Origin of the sequence: Vibrio sp. STUT-A16 (assembly GCF_026000495.1) — a bacterium.
GTDB lineage: Bacteria > Pseudomonadota > Gammaproteobacteria > Enterobacterales > Vibrionaceae > Vibrio > Vibrio diabolicus.
The window spans coordinates 986,218-1,001,616 of the sequence record NZ_AP026765.1 but is presented as its reverse complement, the minus strand read 5'-3'; the positions used below and the strand labels follow the sequence as shown (position 1 = coordinate 1,001,616).

Here is a 15,399-nt window from a genome sequence, read left to right as displayed (position 1 = left end):
TGGCAAGCCTTTTTCTTTATCGAAGCAACGTTTAATAGAATGTGGTTCCTTCTCCAGCTCGAGTAAGCAAACCATCACACGGTGCGTAACGATCGCCGTACTTCGATGCAAACTCATTCATTTTCTCAACCAGTTCTTTAATGCCAAACTGATCCATATAACGGAATGGACCGCCCAAGAATGGAGGGAAACCAATGCCAAATATTGCACCAATATCACCATCACGTGGCGAGCGAATGATGCCGTCATCCAAACAACGTACCGCTTCATTCAGCATTGGTAGTACACAGCGCAACGCAATATCGTTATCACTCAACTTAGATTCAGGATCGAGCTTAAGCAGCTTGTAGATGGATTTATCGACATCTTTCTTCTTACCTTTGTAAGTGTAGAAACCTTTCCCGCTCTTACGTCCTTTGCGACCGTCATTCAATAAGATATCGAACACGTCAGGTCCTTTGAATCGCTCGCCTAACTCGTTGACCAGAATCGGCATGATCTTCGCGCCAATGTCGACACCGACTTCATCCAGTAAGGTAATCGGGCCGACAGGGAAACCAAAATCAAGCAACGCCGTATCAATCTTTTCGATTGGTTCGTTAGCCAGCAGAATATGCGCCGCTTCGTTCATGTATGGCGCAAGAATGCGGTTCACGTAAAAGCCCGCTTTGTCTTTCACTACGATCGGGGTTTTACCTTGCTTTTTAGCAAGTGCAACGACTGTTGAAATGGTTTCATCTGACGTCGTTTCATGCGGAATCACTTCCACCAACGGCATTTTTTCTACCGGGCTGAAGTAATGCAAACCAACTACGTTTTCTGGACGCTCCGCTTTTTCTGCAATTTTGTGGATTGGTAACGAAGAAGTATTAGTCGCAAAGATGGTTTCCGGCTTAGCATTAGCTTCAATATCCGCCACCATTTTTTGCTTAAGATCTAAGTCTTCAAAAACGGCTTCAATTACGACATCAATATGATTAAAGCTGGTAAAGTCGACACCGCCAGACAGTTGCAACATTTTCGCTTGCAGATCGGCTTTTGATAGAATGCGACGTTTACGCTGTTTCTCGAATAACTTGTAGTTATAGTTGAGTGCGTTTAGAACGCCATCGTTGCTGACGTCTTTGATGCGGACAGGCACCTTCGCTTTTGCAACAGACACATGGCTGATTCCTGCGCCCATCAAGCCACCGCCAAGCACGCCAACTTTATGAACTGGCGCGGGTTTCGCATCCGTACCATTTTCTTTCTTCATTTCCGTTGTCGCAAAGAAGATAGAACGGAGCGCTTTTGATTCAGAGCTCATCACAAGCTCACCGAAGCGTTTCGCTTCAAGCTCTTGTCCTTGGGCGAAACCTTTCTCTAAACCATGCTGAATAACGTCTAAAATCGCGACCGTTGCAGGATAGTTACCACGGGTTTTCTGATTGGTTTTCTTCGCTGCCTGTTCAAACACAAACTTGCGCCCTAACCCACTACCCGACATCACTTTTTCTTTCGTCGATAGCTTTTTCGTACCCTTGTTTTTACCTTTGTCGATAAACTGTTTTGCTACGTCGAGCAAAATGGTGTCAGGGACACAGGCGTCCACAACGCCCAGTTTTTTAGCTTTCTTCGCACGAAGTTGTTTACCCGTCAGGATCAAGTCCAACGACGGTAACAGGCCAATCAAACGCGGCAGACGCTGAGTACCACCAGAACCTGGCAATAAACCAAGTTGTACTTCTGGCAGGCCTAAACGCGTTTTATCTGAATCCGTACAAACACGATAATCACATGCAAGAGCAAGCTCTAAACCACCGCCCAAACATGGACCGTGAATAGCGGCAACCACAGGATATGGTAAGTCCGATAGCTGCTGGAATAGCTCTTGACCTTGCCTCGCTAATGCTTCGGCTTCACTTGCGGTCGTGCACGCTTCTAGCATGCGAACATCGGCCCCCGCGACAAAGTTGTCCGGTTTTAGGGAATGAATGATCATCCCTTTGATGCCACTGGCGTCTTTTAGCTGAGCAAAGATTTCTTTCATTTCATCAGCAAAAGCCGCCTGTAGCGTATTCATTTTTTCATTAGGTACGTCAATCGCTAACCAAGCAATATTCTGCTCATCAACTTTTAGACTAAATGCTTTTTGCTCGCTCATTACTCAACCTCCAGAATCATTGCTGCGCCAAGACCGCCAGCTGCACATGCGGTATTCAATGCAATACCGCCACCACGGCGTTTCAGTTCACGTAGGGTTTGCGTCATCATTCGTGCACCTGTCGCCGCGAATGGGTGACCGTAAGCGATTGAGCCACCAAGCACGTTAAACTTATCCATGTCGATTTCACCGATCGCTTTCGAACGACCTAGATTTTCTTGAGCAAACTTATCTGAAGCAAACATCTTCACATTCGCCAATGCTTGCGCAGCAAACGCTTCGTGCATGTCGATCAACGTCAGATCAGACAGCTCCAAGCCTGTATTTTCTAGCACTTTCGCTGTGGCATAAGTCGGTCCCATCAGCATATCCTTTTCCACACCGATCGCTGAAAATGCGTAACCACGTATGTAGCCAAGAATCTCCATGCCAAGCTCTTTCGCTTTACCTTCGCGCATCAACATCACTGCCGCACCACCATCAGTCAGTGGCGTACTGTTAGCTGCCGTAACACTGCCATACTGGCGATCAAAGGCAGGTCGAAGTTTCGCGTACCCTTCTACGGTTGAGTCGTGACGGACATTGTTGTCTTCCGAAATCCATTTTTTGTATGGTTCGGGAAAAGCCGTCATCACTTCACCTTGGATCTTGCCTTCTTTCCAAGCTTGGGAAGCCAGCGTATGAGAGCGATGTGCTAGCGCATCCTGCTCTGCACGAGAAATACCATGCGTCTTTGCCATTTGCTCCGCAGTTTGTCCCATGGATAAACCCGTAGAGTACTCGGCTACTGCTGGTGGCACTGGCATCAGGTCTTTAAAGCTCAAGTTTTTGAGGATACTAAGCTTCTGACCCATTGTTTTTGTCTTACTAAGAGCAAGCAGATTAGCAGCCAGTTTCTTTGATACGCCAATAGGCAGGACGGAAGAAGAGTCTGCACCACCAGCAATACCGATATCGATGGTTCCCGCCATGATGCTTTCTGCGACATTGACCGCCGCTTGAAAACTCGTTGCACACGCACGAGTCACACTGTAAGCATCAGTATGGATGTTCATACCGGTGCCTAACACGATTTCTCGTGCGATGTTTGGCGCTTCAGGCATTTGTACTACTTGTCCAAATACCACTTGTTCGATTAACTTCGGATCAATATCTGTTCGAGCAAGCATTTCGCTTACTACCATTTTCCCTAAATCGACCGCTGGCACTTGGCTAAATTCCGTGCTTTGACGAGCAAAGGGAGTTCGAAGCCCCGCGACAATAGCGACACGCTCACCATTGCGTGTTTTTACTTCCTGCTTGCCCATTGTTTCTCCTTAAATACAAGAGGTCTGACCTGATGCATTGTAATGAATTTGTTAAATTTATCAAACGTGCGTTTAAATAAACGTGAAGCAAGTAGATCAATTACTCTACTTCTTTGATTCTTATGCAATTAATAATGATTAACTATAGAGAGTTAAAACGGTAAGAGGTATACGGAAGGTAAAATCGAAGCAAAAAAAAACCACACATAACTGTGTGGTCGGAATATCTATAAAACAATTAACTTACGCCAATTGAAAATTAATCAGTTTCCTGATTAGGAGAAAGTAAAGTCAGCCTTCAAAAGGAAGTGTCATCTTGCTCAACATGTTAGTCGCAATGACTAACGAGATGACAAGATGTACTATAACCCCTTTACTGCTTGATATTTTGAAATAGATCAATTTTATAGTGATTTTACGAGCTTTAAGCACATCTAAAAGGCTCAGCGATGCAAACCTATTCAAAAATTCACCGCTAGCAGTCTCTTTTTATGTCCCATCGAATGAACTTATCCAAACCATTGATTACTAATGATGATATTGTTAACAATCTTTACCAATTCATGTTCGATGATATTTGGCATTTGCGTATACACTTTTAAGTAACCACATAGCTTATTGTGTCAGAGGTTATCTACGACACACGCTCAACCGAAACCGCGAGGCTATTGAAAAGTAAAGTCATGCTCAGAACAAATAAGAAACTCACAGAGCGAGGATGGAGGCTCCTGTGGCCATATTAAAAATGTTTGGAAAGAAAAATTCCAACAGTCCGGTCAACTCTGATATGGACAAGCAAAGAAAATACGAAGCGCTCGTCCGAGGGTACCATCGTGACTTATATCGCTACGCATACTGGTTGTGCAAAGATAAAGCGATAGCGGAAGATCTAGTTCAGGAAACCTGTCTTAGAGCTTGGAAGTCACTCGATAGCCTTCAGGACGAAAAAGCTGCCAAGTCTTGGCTCATCACCATATTGAGACGAGAAAATGCGCGCCGCTTCGAACGTAAACAATTTGATTTAGTTGATATCGATGATTACGGCAATGATGCTAAAGTCAGCGATGACCCACATCATCAGCAAGAATGGCTGCAAGCACAGATCATGAAACTCGATGTTGAATACCGCGAGCCTTTATTTCTCCAAGTTGTCGGTGGTTTCAGCGGAGAAGAGATTGGCGACATTCTTGATTTAAATAAAAATACAGTGATGACTCGATTATTTCGCGCTCGTAATCAACTCAAAGAGATGTTGGATTCTCAAGATACTAAGAGAGGACAAAAGAATGGATGATTTAGAATTTCGTCGTCGTATTTTGTCGGATCCAAAACAAAAGGATGAAGAGATTCTGCAAGCTTTAGCTGGTAGCGACGCCAACAATAAGTTTGTTGATGACGTTTTGGATCTCGACGTAAAAATTAAACAAGCCATGAATGTGGATGTACCTGAAGATCTCGCTGATAAGATTTTATTTAGTCAGACGTCGAGTGCACTTGATGAAGAGAAGGTCGTCAGACCAAACTTTGTGCGCAAAGCAATGGCACTTGCCGCTTCTATTGCGTTCACCGCAGGATTATTAGTTGGTCAAGTAAACTGGGGAAATGTTTTGGTGTCTCCAGCACAAGCCAGTTTAGCTGATACCGCGATGAAACACGTTATTCATGAAGAACCTTTTGTTCGTCATCTTGATGAGGATGTACCGAGCTCGCAAATTAATGCGAAAATGTCGCCATTTCATTACCAGTTTAGTGAAAACTTTCCATATCACGTTTACTACCTAAACCACTGCGGTTTTGGCGAATCCAATGCGGTGCATATGGTATTCCAAGGTCCAAAAGGTAAAGTAACGTTATTTATTACTGGTATTCCTAGCGAACAAAGTACCGACTTTAATAAGGATGGCATGACCGGAATCGTTCAGCCCGTCGGGAGTTCAAGCCTGATTTTAGTCGGAGAAGAAGGTGAAAATATTGATGCTATCGCTACGACTCTTGCATCAATGATTAAACCGATGTAATAACTTCGACGATTTCCAGCCTTCAAAAGGTTAAATGCCGCTAAATGATCTTATTTAGCGGCATTTTTGTATAAATAGAACACAAAACATTCACCATCGCTATAGCATTTAGAGCTTAAACTCTAAATTATGCATTTTAAGTGCAATTTCCCGTCTTTTAGACATCATTTCTGCAATTTTTATTCAATTTTATCCAATGGTCGGATTTGTCCAAGCAACTATTGATACTACTATCTGCGCCACTGAGCAAAAGCTCAATTTATCGTCCAAAGAGACGAATCTAATAAGGAAAAACAAATGACTCAGAACACGCGTCTGTTTAAAAAGACTCTCCTAGCAGTAACGGTAGCTTTTGCCTCAGGTCAATCGATGGCAGCGGGTTTCCAAATCAACGCTCAATCAGCAACTGGCATCGGCCGTGCATTTGCTGGTGATGCAGTAATCGCAGATAACGCCGCGGTAATGGCTCGTAACCCAGCAGCAATGGCTCTATTTGATAAAATGGAACTTTCGCTAGGTTTCGAAAGCATTACTTCAATGATTGAAGTGAAAGATGCGAAATATAACGTTAATACTCCTTTGGGTTCCAGTACTGTAAATGTTGCTGACACTGATGATGTGGGTGATACGTCAATAGCTCCAAACATTCACCTAATCGTTCCAGTAAATGACAAGTTTGCATGGGGCGTAAACGCATACTCTAATTTCGGCACTAAAACTGAATTTTCAGATAACTACACCGCAACCGAGTACGGTGGTCTTACGGATGTAAAAAGCCTCAACTTTGGCTTTGCGGGTTCTTACCGTTTAAACGAACAATGGAGCTTTGGTGCTGGTTTAGATTTAATCTACGGCCAAGGCACAATGAAGCGTACAACTAGCTCTTCAGTCCCAGGGGTTGGCGGTCAAAAAATTCTGGACGTAGATAAAGCTGATGGTTGGGCTGTTGGTTTCAACGTTGGTACTGTGTACGAACTAGATGAAAACAACCGTTTTGGTCTAGCGTATCGTTACAGTCCTGAATTTACGGCGAAAGACGACAAAGGTCAGGAAATCACGCTACCTCTACCAGATATGGCAGAGTTTTCTGGTTTCCACAAAATCCAAGACACTAAGTTTGCTGTACACTACAGCATTCAATACATCGGCTGGAAAGATTTCGACCAAATTGATTTTGAGAACCTAAATCAGGGTTTACTTAAAGGTGGTTACTCGAAAGACTATCAATGGCAAGATGGCTGGCACTACGCAATTGGTGGTACTTACTACCTAAACAACAACTGGACACTTCGTGCTGGTTACATGTACGACACAAGCGCTCAAGATAAAGTAACGTCTATCTCGGTACCAGACTCAGATCGCCAGTGGTTCTCCACAGGTTTCTCTTACCATATTGATAATAGCTCAAACATCGATTTTGGCTTCACGTACTTGTTAGGTGAAGATGTAAAAGTTAATGAGAATACTCAATTAGTTCCTGGTCTTTCTACCGGTGTAACAGCAACAACTCATGCTGATGCAATTCTATTCGGCTTACAATACAGCCGTAGCTTCTAAACGCTTCGCTGTTAGTTAGTAGAAAAATACTTTATATAAAAGGCTGGATTTCCAGCCTTTTTTCATATCTGCGATTTATTGCCCACTCAATTTGAGTGAACACGTGTGTCTAAATCTCACAATTAGGACGCACAGCTGTTCGCTGAATTCCATTTACAAGCCCTTCACAGTTAGATTATTAAACCACCCAAACAACACTTGAAAGCATAATACTCCAAATGACTGCTTGTGCTGGATTTTCATTTCTAAAGTAAAAACTCTACCTTTAAACTTTCGTCCCACGTTATAAACAAATCAGCGAACATTCGAATGAAAACCAACAAGACTCTTCTATCAACAGCAGTGGCATTAAGCCTACTTGGCACAACGGGCATGGCTAACGCAGCAGGTTTCCAACTTGCTGAATATTCTGCAACAGGCCTAGGTCGAGCATATGCTGGTGAAGCAGCAATGGCTGACAACGCAAGTGCACAATGGCGTAACCCAGCAATGCTAACTTATTTGGAAGGCACTCAAGTGTCCGTTGGTGCAATCTATGTAAACCCAAATATTGATATTGAAGGTGATGTAAACTTCCACGGTAGCACTTCTTCTGCATCTTCAGATGATTTCGCCCATGATGCAATCATTCCAAACTTCTACCTATCACACCAATACAATGAGAAATTCGCGATTGGTTTGGCATTTGGCACCAACTACGGCATGGAAACCGATTTAGGTAAAGGCTTTGGTGCATCACACTTCGGTAACGAAGCAAGCGTAACGACAATGGAAGCGAACTTAAACGCAGCTTACAAAGTCAATGAATCAATCAGCGTTGGTGGTGGTATCCGTTACATCATCGGCGAAGGCAGCTTTGGCGCAGCAGCTCCTAAGAATAACGTTGTAGGAAAGCACCCTTTAACTGGCGATCCTATCAGTGTTCCTCAAGGTACCGCTCTAAAATACATGGAAGGTGACGATACCGCTTGGGGCTGGCAAGTTGGTACTGCATGGCAGATCAATGAAAATAACCGTATCGGCTTCGCGTACAAATCTGAAGTTGAACTGAAGCTTGAAGGCCATGCTGAAGGTCTAGGTTTTGGCTTCGGTACTTCTGAGCTTCCACAACTACGTGACAACGGCTATATGTACCTAAACCTGCCTGCAACAGCTGAGCTGGCAAGTTTCCACCAAGTAACAGACCAACTTGCGTTACACGCAAGCTTTAACTGGACGGATTGGAGCTCTTTCGAGAAATTGGAAGCACGCCTAGATACCGCTGGCACGCATATGGTTAAAGTAGAAAACTGGGAAGATAACTACCGCTTTGCTGTTGGTGCCACTTACCAGCTTGATCCTAAGCTAGCGCTACGTACTGGTATTGCGTACGATACTTCAGCGGTAAGCGATAAAAACCGTACGATCACTATTCCAGAAACTGACCGTACGTGGCTAAGTATTGGCGCAACGTACGATTGGACGAAAGACTTCAGCCTAGACGCTGGCTTCACCTATATTTTCGCGAAAGACGCACCAATCGTTGAGTCTCGTGGTTATAAGTCAGACGACGCTGCAGAACAAGTCGGCGGCCAATTCGTAGGCGAAACTACGGGTAATGTTTGGCTAATCGGTGTTCAAGCAAACTACCGTTTCTAACCAAACAGCAAAAATACAAAAAAGGCTTAGCATCAGCTAAGCCTTTTTTATTTGTATATTGTAAAGAACAGCGCTTAAAAGTCTTCTAGGTATTCGTCTAAATACTCTTCTTCTTCGATGTTCACTTCTTCGACGGTTTCAACTTCTGCTTTAAAGTTTTGACGCTGAATATAAACATCGCGAGTAAGAATATATGGATCCGGCGACGAGTCTAACTGTGCTTCTTGCGGTACTAACAAAGCACGCTTCTCCATGCCTTCAAACGCCCACTTACCCAAACTTGCCCAGAAGTTGAGGTAAGAGAGGGGTAAATACGTACTATCTACGGTATCTGTCACTTCACGTAAGGTATACGGGCCATAACCTGGAATCATGAAGTAAGGGCCATTTCCAACACCATAGTGGCCTACTGCATCACTGAACGCTTTCTCGTCGTACTTCGTAATACCCGCGGCACTTGCAATATCGAATAAACCGAAAATACCAAACGTCGAGTTAATCCAAAAACGGTTAAAGTGGTCCACGGCTTTCGTGCCGTTACCCATGACTAAGTTATTAACCATGCTGGCTGGCTCATCTAAGTTCGACAAGAAGTTAGCGATACCGGAACGAATAGGGACTGGCGTGTATTCCACATACGCAAGTGATACAGGACGAACCAAATACGGATCTAAATATTCGTAGTTGATTTCCCACATGGTTCGGTTAAAGCCTTCCAACGGGTCATACACATCAGAAGTCGTTTGATTTGTTTCTTGTCCTGTTACTGCTTCATCAGGCGCACTTGAACAGCCAACCAGTCCAACTGCAAGCAGTAACAAGAAGGTAGATTTACCCTTGTTATACATTTTATTTTCCATAACGACTATTAATGTACCTAAGTCACCCAATGAACCGTTGTACGTATGTTGAGCAGTATACGTAGTAAAGATGACTCAGATATGGGAATAAATAAAGGCCAGCAGTCGCTGGCCTTCGGTATTCTACTCGATCGTTTAGAGTCATACCACTAAAGGCAACAGACTCTACCCCGTTGTCATATTTCAGAGACAGACGCTAACGATTAATATTGCTGGTCAATGGTCACTTCAACCGGCGTGCCAAATTCAACGACGTCACTCTCTCCGTGCCAATCTTGGTCACGCGTTGCTACGTTACCGTCAGAGTCCACACGCACACGGACGATTAACTTGTCGAGTGAAGATAGTTTTTGCCCCTGCATCATGGCATTACCATCATCTAATACGACTGTACGAGGGAAAGTACCCAGCGGATAGCGAGCTGCCGCAACAGGCATTGGTGAGCCATCTGCACGATGTACCGATACAATGAGAACTGCGTTTGGATCTAACTGAGCATTTGGTGCCACATTAATTGTCACAGCGACACTCTTATCCGATGAAACCGCTTCGCCCATTTGCTTACGAGCACTCTCAATACTGCGTGACAACATCTCGTAGCGGCTATCTTCTGGACCAATCATTTGCTGCATGATTCCCCAGTACTTGATCGCTGCCGGAAAGTCTTGACGCTCAAACGCATCGAACGCTAACAAAGAAAACACACGCAGATCGACATAGTCTTGCTGCATCAGCTTGCCGAGTAATGAGCGAGCCGTCGCTTGATCCATTTCCTCTTGAGACAGCATCAGAGCTTGTGCATAACCCAACATCACATCAGGATCTTTGGGCTCTAGGCGATATGACTTTTCCATCGCATCGATAGCAGTCGTGACATCACGATTTGCTAACGCAATACGACCTAGCAGTAACCAACCTGTCGAGTCTTCCGGCTGGTAATGTAAGCGAGTTCGAAGGGCAAGGGTCAAATCCGCCATTTCATCGTCACTCAACGGCTCAGAAGAAGCCGACATCAGCTTTTTCGATAACTCAGGTAGATTTGCAGACACTTCTTGCCACTGAACAATATCTTCTGACGCGCCAAATTTGTAATACAAGCCATAGCTCAACGCCACCGTCAGAATTACTGATGGGACTAAAACCGCTATTGGTGAAACCTTGGTTTCTTTTTGCGCTTTATCACCAGGAATATCGTCAAGGAGAGACTGCTTTAGATCAGAAATCAGTTCGTCTTCGCTTTCAACCAGCCCTTCGTCGGTTTCTTCTGCAAGCTCTGATAGACGGTCTTTATAAAATGCCTTGTTGAGCTCATCGCGTAACACATCATCATTGTTCGCTTTCTGTTTAAGCAGCGGCAAAGCCACCAGCGCACAAGCAATCAGCGTAAGAACAACGGTGGAAATCCAAAATAGTGTCATTACTTCTTATCTCCGTTGTTCTCTTCTTCTTCAAGCAATGCTTTCAAACGAGCCTCTTTTTGCTCATCCCATTGCTCGTCACTGCTCGCTTTTGCCTTAACTTTAGATTTACGGCTACGCAGTACAATCAAACCAAAACCACCCAATACCACAGCGAGTGGCCCTAGCCACAAGATCGCAGTAGCAACCGTAAATGGTGGGTTGTAAGTCACGAAGTTACCGTATCGGGCGATCATGTAATCAACAATCTCATCTTTGGACTTACCTTCTTTGGTCATTTCGTACACCTTATGGCGTAAGTCTTGAGCAAGTTCAGCGTTAGAATCCGAGATCGTGTTGTTCTGACATTTAGGGCAACGGAGCGTATGGCTTAGCTCTTTGAACTGCTGTTCTTGTTCCAAGTTATCGAACTCGTACACCTCAATGGCAGCGTGAGCAGCAAGAGATAATGTCATGGCAGCAAAAACTGCAAGGATCAGCTTTCTCATTGCTTCGCCTCCTCAACCAATTTGTTGTAAAGCGGCTCCAGTGTTTCTGACCAATTACGTGGGTTAACATCCCCCACATGACGATAGCGAATCACACCATTTGCATCAATAATGAATGTTTCTGGTGCACCATAAACGCCAAGGTCAAGACCAAGCATACCGCTACCATCAAATAGGCTAATTAAGTAAGGGTTGCCGAGATCATTCAACCAACCTACCGCTTTGTTACGATCATCTTTGTAATTCATACCGATAATCTTAACGCCCTTACCCGCCAATTCGTTTAGGTATTTATGCTCTGCATAACACGTTGGACACCACGTAGCCCAAACGTTCAAGAGCAACGGCTCACCTTTAAAAATTGACTGGTCGTATTGTTTTCCAGGTTCAGCTAAGTCTTCTAAGTGAAACTCAGGAACTGGCTTACCAACCAAAACCGACTCCAATTTCGTTGGATCATCGCCCTCTTGGTTGCGCATTAACTGGGTTGCGAAAATGCCCGCCAAAATCATGAAAGCGACGAGCGGAATAAATAAGATTTTCTTATTCATGTTATGCCTCCTGCTCTTTTGACTTCGCGTTTTTCTTTGAAGATTTACGGAAGCGATAACGCTTATCTGAAATCGCTAATGCACCGCCTAACGCCATAATCAAAGAGCCAGCCCAAATCCAACGAACGAACGGTTTATAGTAAATACGAACAGCCCAAGATCGGTTGTCGTCTAAACGTTCACCCATTGCAATGTATAAATCACGACTAATTCCACGGTCAATGGCAGCTTCGGTCATCATAGACTTAGCCGTACGGTAGAAGCGCTTCTCAGCGTGAAGCGTATTCACGTATTTACCATCATGTGTGATCTCAAAATCCGCGATGTAGCCATCGTAGTTTGGACCATCTTTATCACTCAGGCCTGAGAAGTAGAAATCATAACCTTGAATTTGGAAGTGTTCGCCAGGTGCTAAACGTACATCACGCTCGATGCTGTAGTTCTGTACCATCGCAATACCGATAACAGATACCGCCAGACCAACATGACCCAACATCATCGCCCAATGGCTACGCTGCAGCTTGCGAACGCCTTCACTAAAGCTATGACGGTGCGTTGCACGCTCATATAGTTCAAAGCCATGCATTGCAATAATCCAAATCGCCATTACCCAGCCAATGTAAGCCATAGTTGAGAAGAAGTCGGCAAACAGGTATACGCATACCGCGGCCAAAGCAAAAGCAAGCACACCTGAAACGAGCATTGGTTTCACAAGTTTAGATAAATTGTCTCGCTTCCAACGGATAAGTGGACCAATACCAAGTAGGAAAGCAAATGGCATCATCAACCAAGCAAACAGCATGTCGAAGAATGGCGCACCGATAGAAACCGACCCCAAACCAAGCTGCTTGTGTACGAGCGGCAACAGTGTCCCCACTAACACAACAACAAGTGCTGCGATAAGTAATACGTTGTTGGCTAAGAGCGCGTTTTCACGAGAGACTAAGTCGAAGTTACCTCGTACACGCACTGCCGCCCCTTTCACGGCAAACAGCAATAAAGAGCCGCCGATAACGAAAACGAGGAAGCCTAGAATAAACATACCGCGCGACGGGTCAGACGCGAACGCGTGCACCGATACTAAAATACCGGAACGGACTAAGAATGTGCCCAACAAACTCAACGAAAATGCAGAGATTGCCAATAGTACCGTCCACGCTTTAAATGTGCCGCGTTTTTCTGTCACGGCAAGAGAGTGCATTAATGCGGTACCCGCTAACCAAGGCATGAATGATGCGTTTTCTACTGGGTCCCAGAACCACCAGCCACCCCAGCCAAGTTCGTAGTAAGCCCACCAAGAGCCTAGTGCGATACCGAGTGTTAAAAATACCCATGCAGCGGTTGTCCAAGGACGAGACCAACGAGCCCAAGCCGTATCAAGGCGTCCGGTCATTAGGGATGCGATCGCAAAAGAGAAGGCAACCGAGAAACCAACGTAGCCCATGTAAAGCATTGGCGGGTGAACAATCAAACCGGGGTCTTGAAGCAGAGGGTTCAAGTCACGCCCGTCAACCGGGAAGAAAGGCAACGTACGTAAGAATGGGTTTGACGTTAAGATGATAAACAGTAGAAAACCCACTGAGATCATGCCCATTACGGCAAGTACACGTGCAACCGACTCTTGCGGCATACCACGACTAAACGTCGCTACAGCGACAGTCCAAGCAGCTTGGATTAAAACCCATAGTAACAGTGAACCTTCGTGTGCACCCCATACTGCGGTTAAACGGTAGTACCAAGGAAGCTGACTATTCGAGTTGCTCGCTACATACTGTAACGTGAAGTCGTTGGTATAAAATCCCCAACATAAAATGGCGAAAGAGAACAACAGCATCAGGAACATAGACCAAGATAGCGGTCGCGCTGTGTTCATGAGCATGGTGTTATTATTCGATGCTCCCCACAATGGCAATACGCTCAGCAGCACTGCCATTGCAAGCGAAAGAATGAGAGCAAAGTGACCGATTTCAGCAATCATTGGCCGCTTCCTTGTTTCTGTTCGGTGCTGTATTGAAGCGGTTCATGCGTTTTCTTCATCGCTTCTGCAATTTCTGGTGGCATGTATTCTTCATCGTGCTTCGCTAGGACCTCAAATGCCTCAACCGTCGTGGCATCTTTCAGTACACCTTGAGCCACAATACCCTGCCCTTCACGGAACAAGTCAGGAAGAATACCGTCATAAGTAATCGTCACTTTCGGACCGACATCGTGCAGGTCAAAACTCACTTTCAAAGAATTAGGATCTCGACGAACCGAGCCCACAACCACCATACCACCGATACGTAGACGCTGGCCTACTTCTGGCTTGGTGCCATCTGGCTTACCATTAACCAATTCCGTTGGAGTGTAGAAAAGGTCCATATTTTGGTTAAGCGCATAAAGTATCAAACCAATGGTGGCACTAATACCGATAAAGATCGCTAGTACGATACCTAGCCTCTTTTTACGTCTCGGGTTCATAAGGTGTTCTCCATGTTCTTCGCTGCGTCGATACGAGCTTGACGGTCAATTTTTGCTTTCACTTCTTTCAATAATGCATCACCGCGGCGAAGGCTAGTGATCAGAAGAATCAGCATGGATAAGAAAGTAATACCAAACGCACTCCATACGTATGATGCGTAGCCACCCATGGCAAAAAAGTCGCTCAGAGATTCAAAATGCATAATCAATTACCTCACTGAGTTTGTTCTGTTGCGAGTTTGCGCACCCAAGGGCGGTGACTTTCTTTACTGATGATTTCGTTACGAAAACGTACCATCGTCACTGCACCAAAGAAGAACGCAAAGCCAAAGATGTTTAGCAATAACGGCCAAAGCATGTCGGATGAAATAGAAGGTTGTTCAAATTTCGTGATCGTCGCGCCTTGGTGAAGCGTGTTCCACCATTCTACGGAAAAGTGAATGATAGGTAGGTTCACGACGCCTACGATCGCTAAAATACCCGCCGCTTTTGCGGCTGTTTTCTGATCGTCAAACGCGTGATAAAGCGCAATAACACCAAGGTAGAGAAATAGAAGAATCAATTCTGAAGTAAGACGGGCGTCCCATACCCACCAAGTGCCCCACATTGGCTTACCCCAAACGGCACCAGTAAGTAGAGCAATGAAAGTAAATACCGCACCAATCGGCGCCATCGCAAGCGCCGCCATATCAGATAGACGTACTTGCCATACTAAGCCAATAAATGCCGCAATCGCCATCGACATATAAACGCCCATAGACCAAATAGCTGATGGGACGTGAATATAGATGATTCGGAAACTGTCACCTTGTTGGTAATCTGAAGGCGCAAATGCAAGCCCCCAAACCGTACCAACCGATAAGCATACGAGGGCCAATACAGAAAACCAAGGCAGAAACTTACCACTCAAACGGTAAGCGGTTTCTGGCTTGGCATAAGGATGTAGCCATTTCCACATG

The 15,399-nt window shown here is 44.9% G+C and carries 14 protein-coding genes; 4 read left to right on the top strand and 10 right to left on the bottom strand.

Translation table 11 applies throughout. The annotated features are described in order from the left end of the window. Positions 1-31: 31 nt before the first annotated feature. Both fadJ and fadI read right to left on the bottom strand, forming a co-directional pair. Positions 32-2,143, bottom strand: coding sequence for a fatty acid oxidation complex subunit alpha FadJ (gene fadJ / locus OO778_RS04750; protein ID WP_104969676.1), 2,112 nt, complete (start codon positions 2,141-2,143; stop codon positions 32-34). Then, entirely contained in the window at positions 2,143-3,450 is a 1,308-nt protein-coding gene (gene fadI / locus OO778_RS04745) for an acetyl-CoA C-acyltransferase FadI (RefSeq protein WP_005394284.1), read from the bottom strand. The genes fadJ and fadI overlap by 1 nt, the downstream gene beginning before the upstream one ends. A 718-nt stretch (positions 3,451-4,168) precedes the next feature. Between fadI and OO778_RS04740 the strand changes: the two genes are divergently transcribed. The 4 genes from OO778_RS04740 (at position 4,169) to OO778_RS04725 (ending at position 8,663) form a co-directional block, all read left to right on the top strand. Next, entirely contained in the window at positions 4,169-4,744 is a 576-nt protein-coding gene (locus OO778_RS04740; protein ID WP_029836529.1) for a sigma-70 family RNA polymerase sigma factor, read from the top strand. Beyond that, entirely contained in the window at positions 4,737-5,468 is a 732-nt protein-coding gene (locus tag OO778_RS04735; RefSeq protein ID WP_005380527.1) for a DUF3379 domain-containing protein, read from the top strand. The genes OO778_RS04740 and OO778_RS04735 overlap by 8 nt, the downstream gene beginning before the upstream one ends. Before the next feature lie 297 nt (positions 5,469-5,765). Next, positions 5,766-7,025 (top strand): outer membrane protein transport protein, encoded by a 1,260-nt coding sequence (locus tag OO778_RS04730; protein ID WP_257887887.1) that lies wholly within the window; start codon positions 5,766-5,768, stop codon positions 7,023-7,025. A gap of 309 nt (positions 7,026-7,334) precedes the next feature. Then, positions 7,335-8,663 (top strand): outer membrane protein transport protein, encoded by a 1,329-nt coding sequence (locus OO778_RS04725; RefSeq protein WP_046875549.1) that lies wholly within the window; start codon positions 7,335-7,337, stop codon positions 8,661-8,663. Positions 8,664-8,737: 74 nt separating this feature from the next. Here OO778_RS04725 and OO778_RS04720 read toward each other — a convergent pair whose 3' ends face one another. From OO778_RS04720 to OO778_RS04685, 8 genes are all read right to left on the bottom strand, one after another. Continuing rightward, positions 8,738-9,511: an MlaA family lipoprotein gene (locus tag OO778_RS04720; RefSeq protein ID WP_005394290.1), complete on the bottom strand. Its 774-nt coding sequence runs from the start codon at positions 9,509-9,511 to the stop codon at positions 8,738-8,740. 215 nt (positions 9,512-9,726) lie between these two features. Next, on the bottom strand, positions 9,727-10,941 hold the full coding sequence (gene ccmI, locus OO778_RS04715; RefSeq protein ID WP_074191666.1) for a c-type cytochrome biogenesis protein CcmI: 1,215 nt from the start codon (positions 10,939-10,941) through the stop codon (positions 9,727-9,729). Then, positions 10,941-11,429: a cytochrome c-type biogenesis protein gene (locus OO778_RS04710; protein WP_074191667.1), complete on the bottom strand. Its 489-nt coding sequence runs from the start codon at positions 11,427-11,429 to the stop codon at positions 10,941-10,943. The genes ccmI and OO778_RS04710 overlap by 1 nt, the downstream gene beginning before the upstream one ends. Continuing rightward, entirely contained in the window at positions 11,426-11,980 is a 555-nt protein-coding gene (locus tag OO778_RS04705) for a DsbE family thiol:disulfide interchange protein (protein ID WP_012841537.1), read from the bottom strand. Before OO778_RS04705 ends, OO778_RS04710 begins: the two co-directional genes overlap by 4 nt. Position 11,981: 1 nt before the next feature. After that, complete coding sequence (locus tag OO778_RS04700) at positions 11,982-13,958, bottom strand: heme lyase CcmF/NrfE family subunit (protein ID WP_074191668.1); 1,977 nt, start codon at positions 13,956-13,958, stop codon at positions 11,982-11,984. Further along, positions 13,955-14,440, bottom strand: coding sequence for a cytochrome c maturation protein CcmE (gene ccmE / locus OO778_RS04695; RefSeq protein ID WP_005380516.1), 486 nt, complete (start codon positions 14,438-14,440; stop codon positions 13,955-13,957). The genes OO778_RS04700 and ccmE overlap by 4 nt, the downstream gene beginning before the upstream one ends. Further along, positions 14,437-14,643 (bottom strand): heme exporter protein CcmD, encoded by a 207-nt coding sequence (gene ccmD, locus OO778_RS04690; protein ID WP_005380515.1) that lies wholly within the window; start codon positions 14,641-14,643, stop codon positions 14,437-14,439. Before ccmD ends, ccmE begins: the two co-directional genes overlap by 4 nt. Before the next feature lie 11 nt (positions 14,644-14,654). After that, the gene (locus OO778_RS04685) at positions 14,655-15,398 is read right to left on the bottom strand and encodes a heme ABC transporter permease (RefSeq protein ID WP_005394301.1); all 744 of its coding nucleotides are present in this window, start codon (positions 15,396-15,398) and stop codon (positions 14,655-14,657) included. Position 15,399: the final 1 nt, after the last annotated feature.

Excerpts from the sequence above, each read along its gene's own strand:
- fadJ (WP_104969676.1), bottom strand. The coding sequence starts at position 2,143 with ATGAGCGAGCAAAAAGCATTTAGTCTAAAAGTTGATGAGCAGAATATT.
- fadI (WP_005394284.1), bottom strand. The coding sequence starts at position 3,450 with ATGGGCAAGCAGGAAGTAAAAACACGCAATGGTGAGCGTGTCGCTATT.
- OO778_RS04740 (WP_029836529.1), top strand. The coding sequence starts at position 4,169 with ATGGAGGCTCCTGTGGCCATATTAAAAATGTTTGGAAAGAAAAATTCC.
- OO778_RS04735 (WP_005380527.1), top strand. The coding sequence starts at position 4,737 with ATGGATGATTTAGAATTTCGTCGTCGTATTTTGTCGGATCCAAAACAA.
- OO778_RS04730 (WP_257887887.1), top strand. The coding sequence starts at position 5,766 with ATGACTCAGAACACGCGTCTGTTTAAAAAGACTCTCCTAGCAGTAACG.
- OO778_RS04725 (WP_046875549.1), top strand. The coding sequence starts at position 7,335 with ATGAAAACCAACAAGACTCTTCTATCAACAGCAGTGGCATTAAGCCTA.
- OO778_RS04720 (WP_005394290.1), bottom strand. The coding sequence starts at position 9,511 with ATGTATAACAAGGGTAAATCTACCTTCTTGTTACTGCTTGCAGTTGGA.
- ccmI (WP_074191666.1), bottom strand. The coding sequence starts at position 10,941 with ATGACACTATTTTGGATTTCCACCGTTGTTCTTACGCTGATTGCTTGT.
- OO778_RS04710 (WP_074191667.1), bottom strand. The coding sequence starts at position 11,429 with ATGAGAAAGCTGATCCTTGCAGTTTTTGCTGCCATGACATTATCTCTT.
- OO778_RS04705 (WP_012841537.1), bottom strand. The coding sequence starts at position 11,980 with ATGAATAAGAAAATCTTATTTATTCCGCTCGTCGCTTTCATGATTTTG.
- OO778_RS04700 (WP_074191668.1), bottom strand. The coding sequence starts at position 13,958 with ATGATTGCTGAAATCGGTCACTTTGCTCTCATTCTTTCGCTTGCAATG.
- ccmE (WP_005380516.1), bottom strand. The coding sequence starts at position 14,440 with ATGAACCCGAGACGTAAAAAGAGGCTAGGTATCGTACTAGCGATCTTT.
- ccmD (WP_005380515.1), bottom strand. The coding sequence starts at position 14,643 with ATGCATTTTGAATCTCTGAGCGACTTTTTTGCCATGGGTGGCTACGCA.
- OO778_RS04685 (WP_005394301.1), bottom strand. The coding sequence starts at position 15,398 with ATGTGGAAATGGCTACATCCTTATGCCAAGCCAGAAACCGCTTACCGT.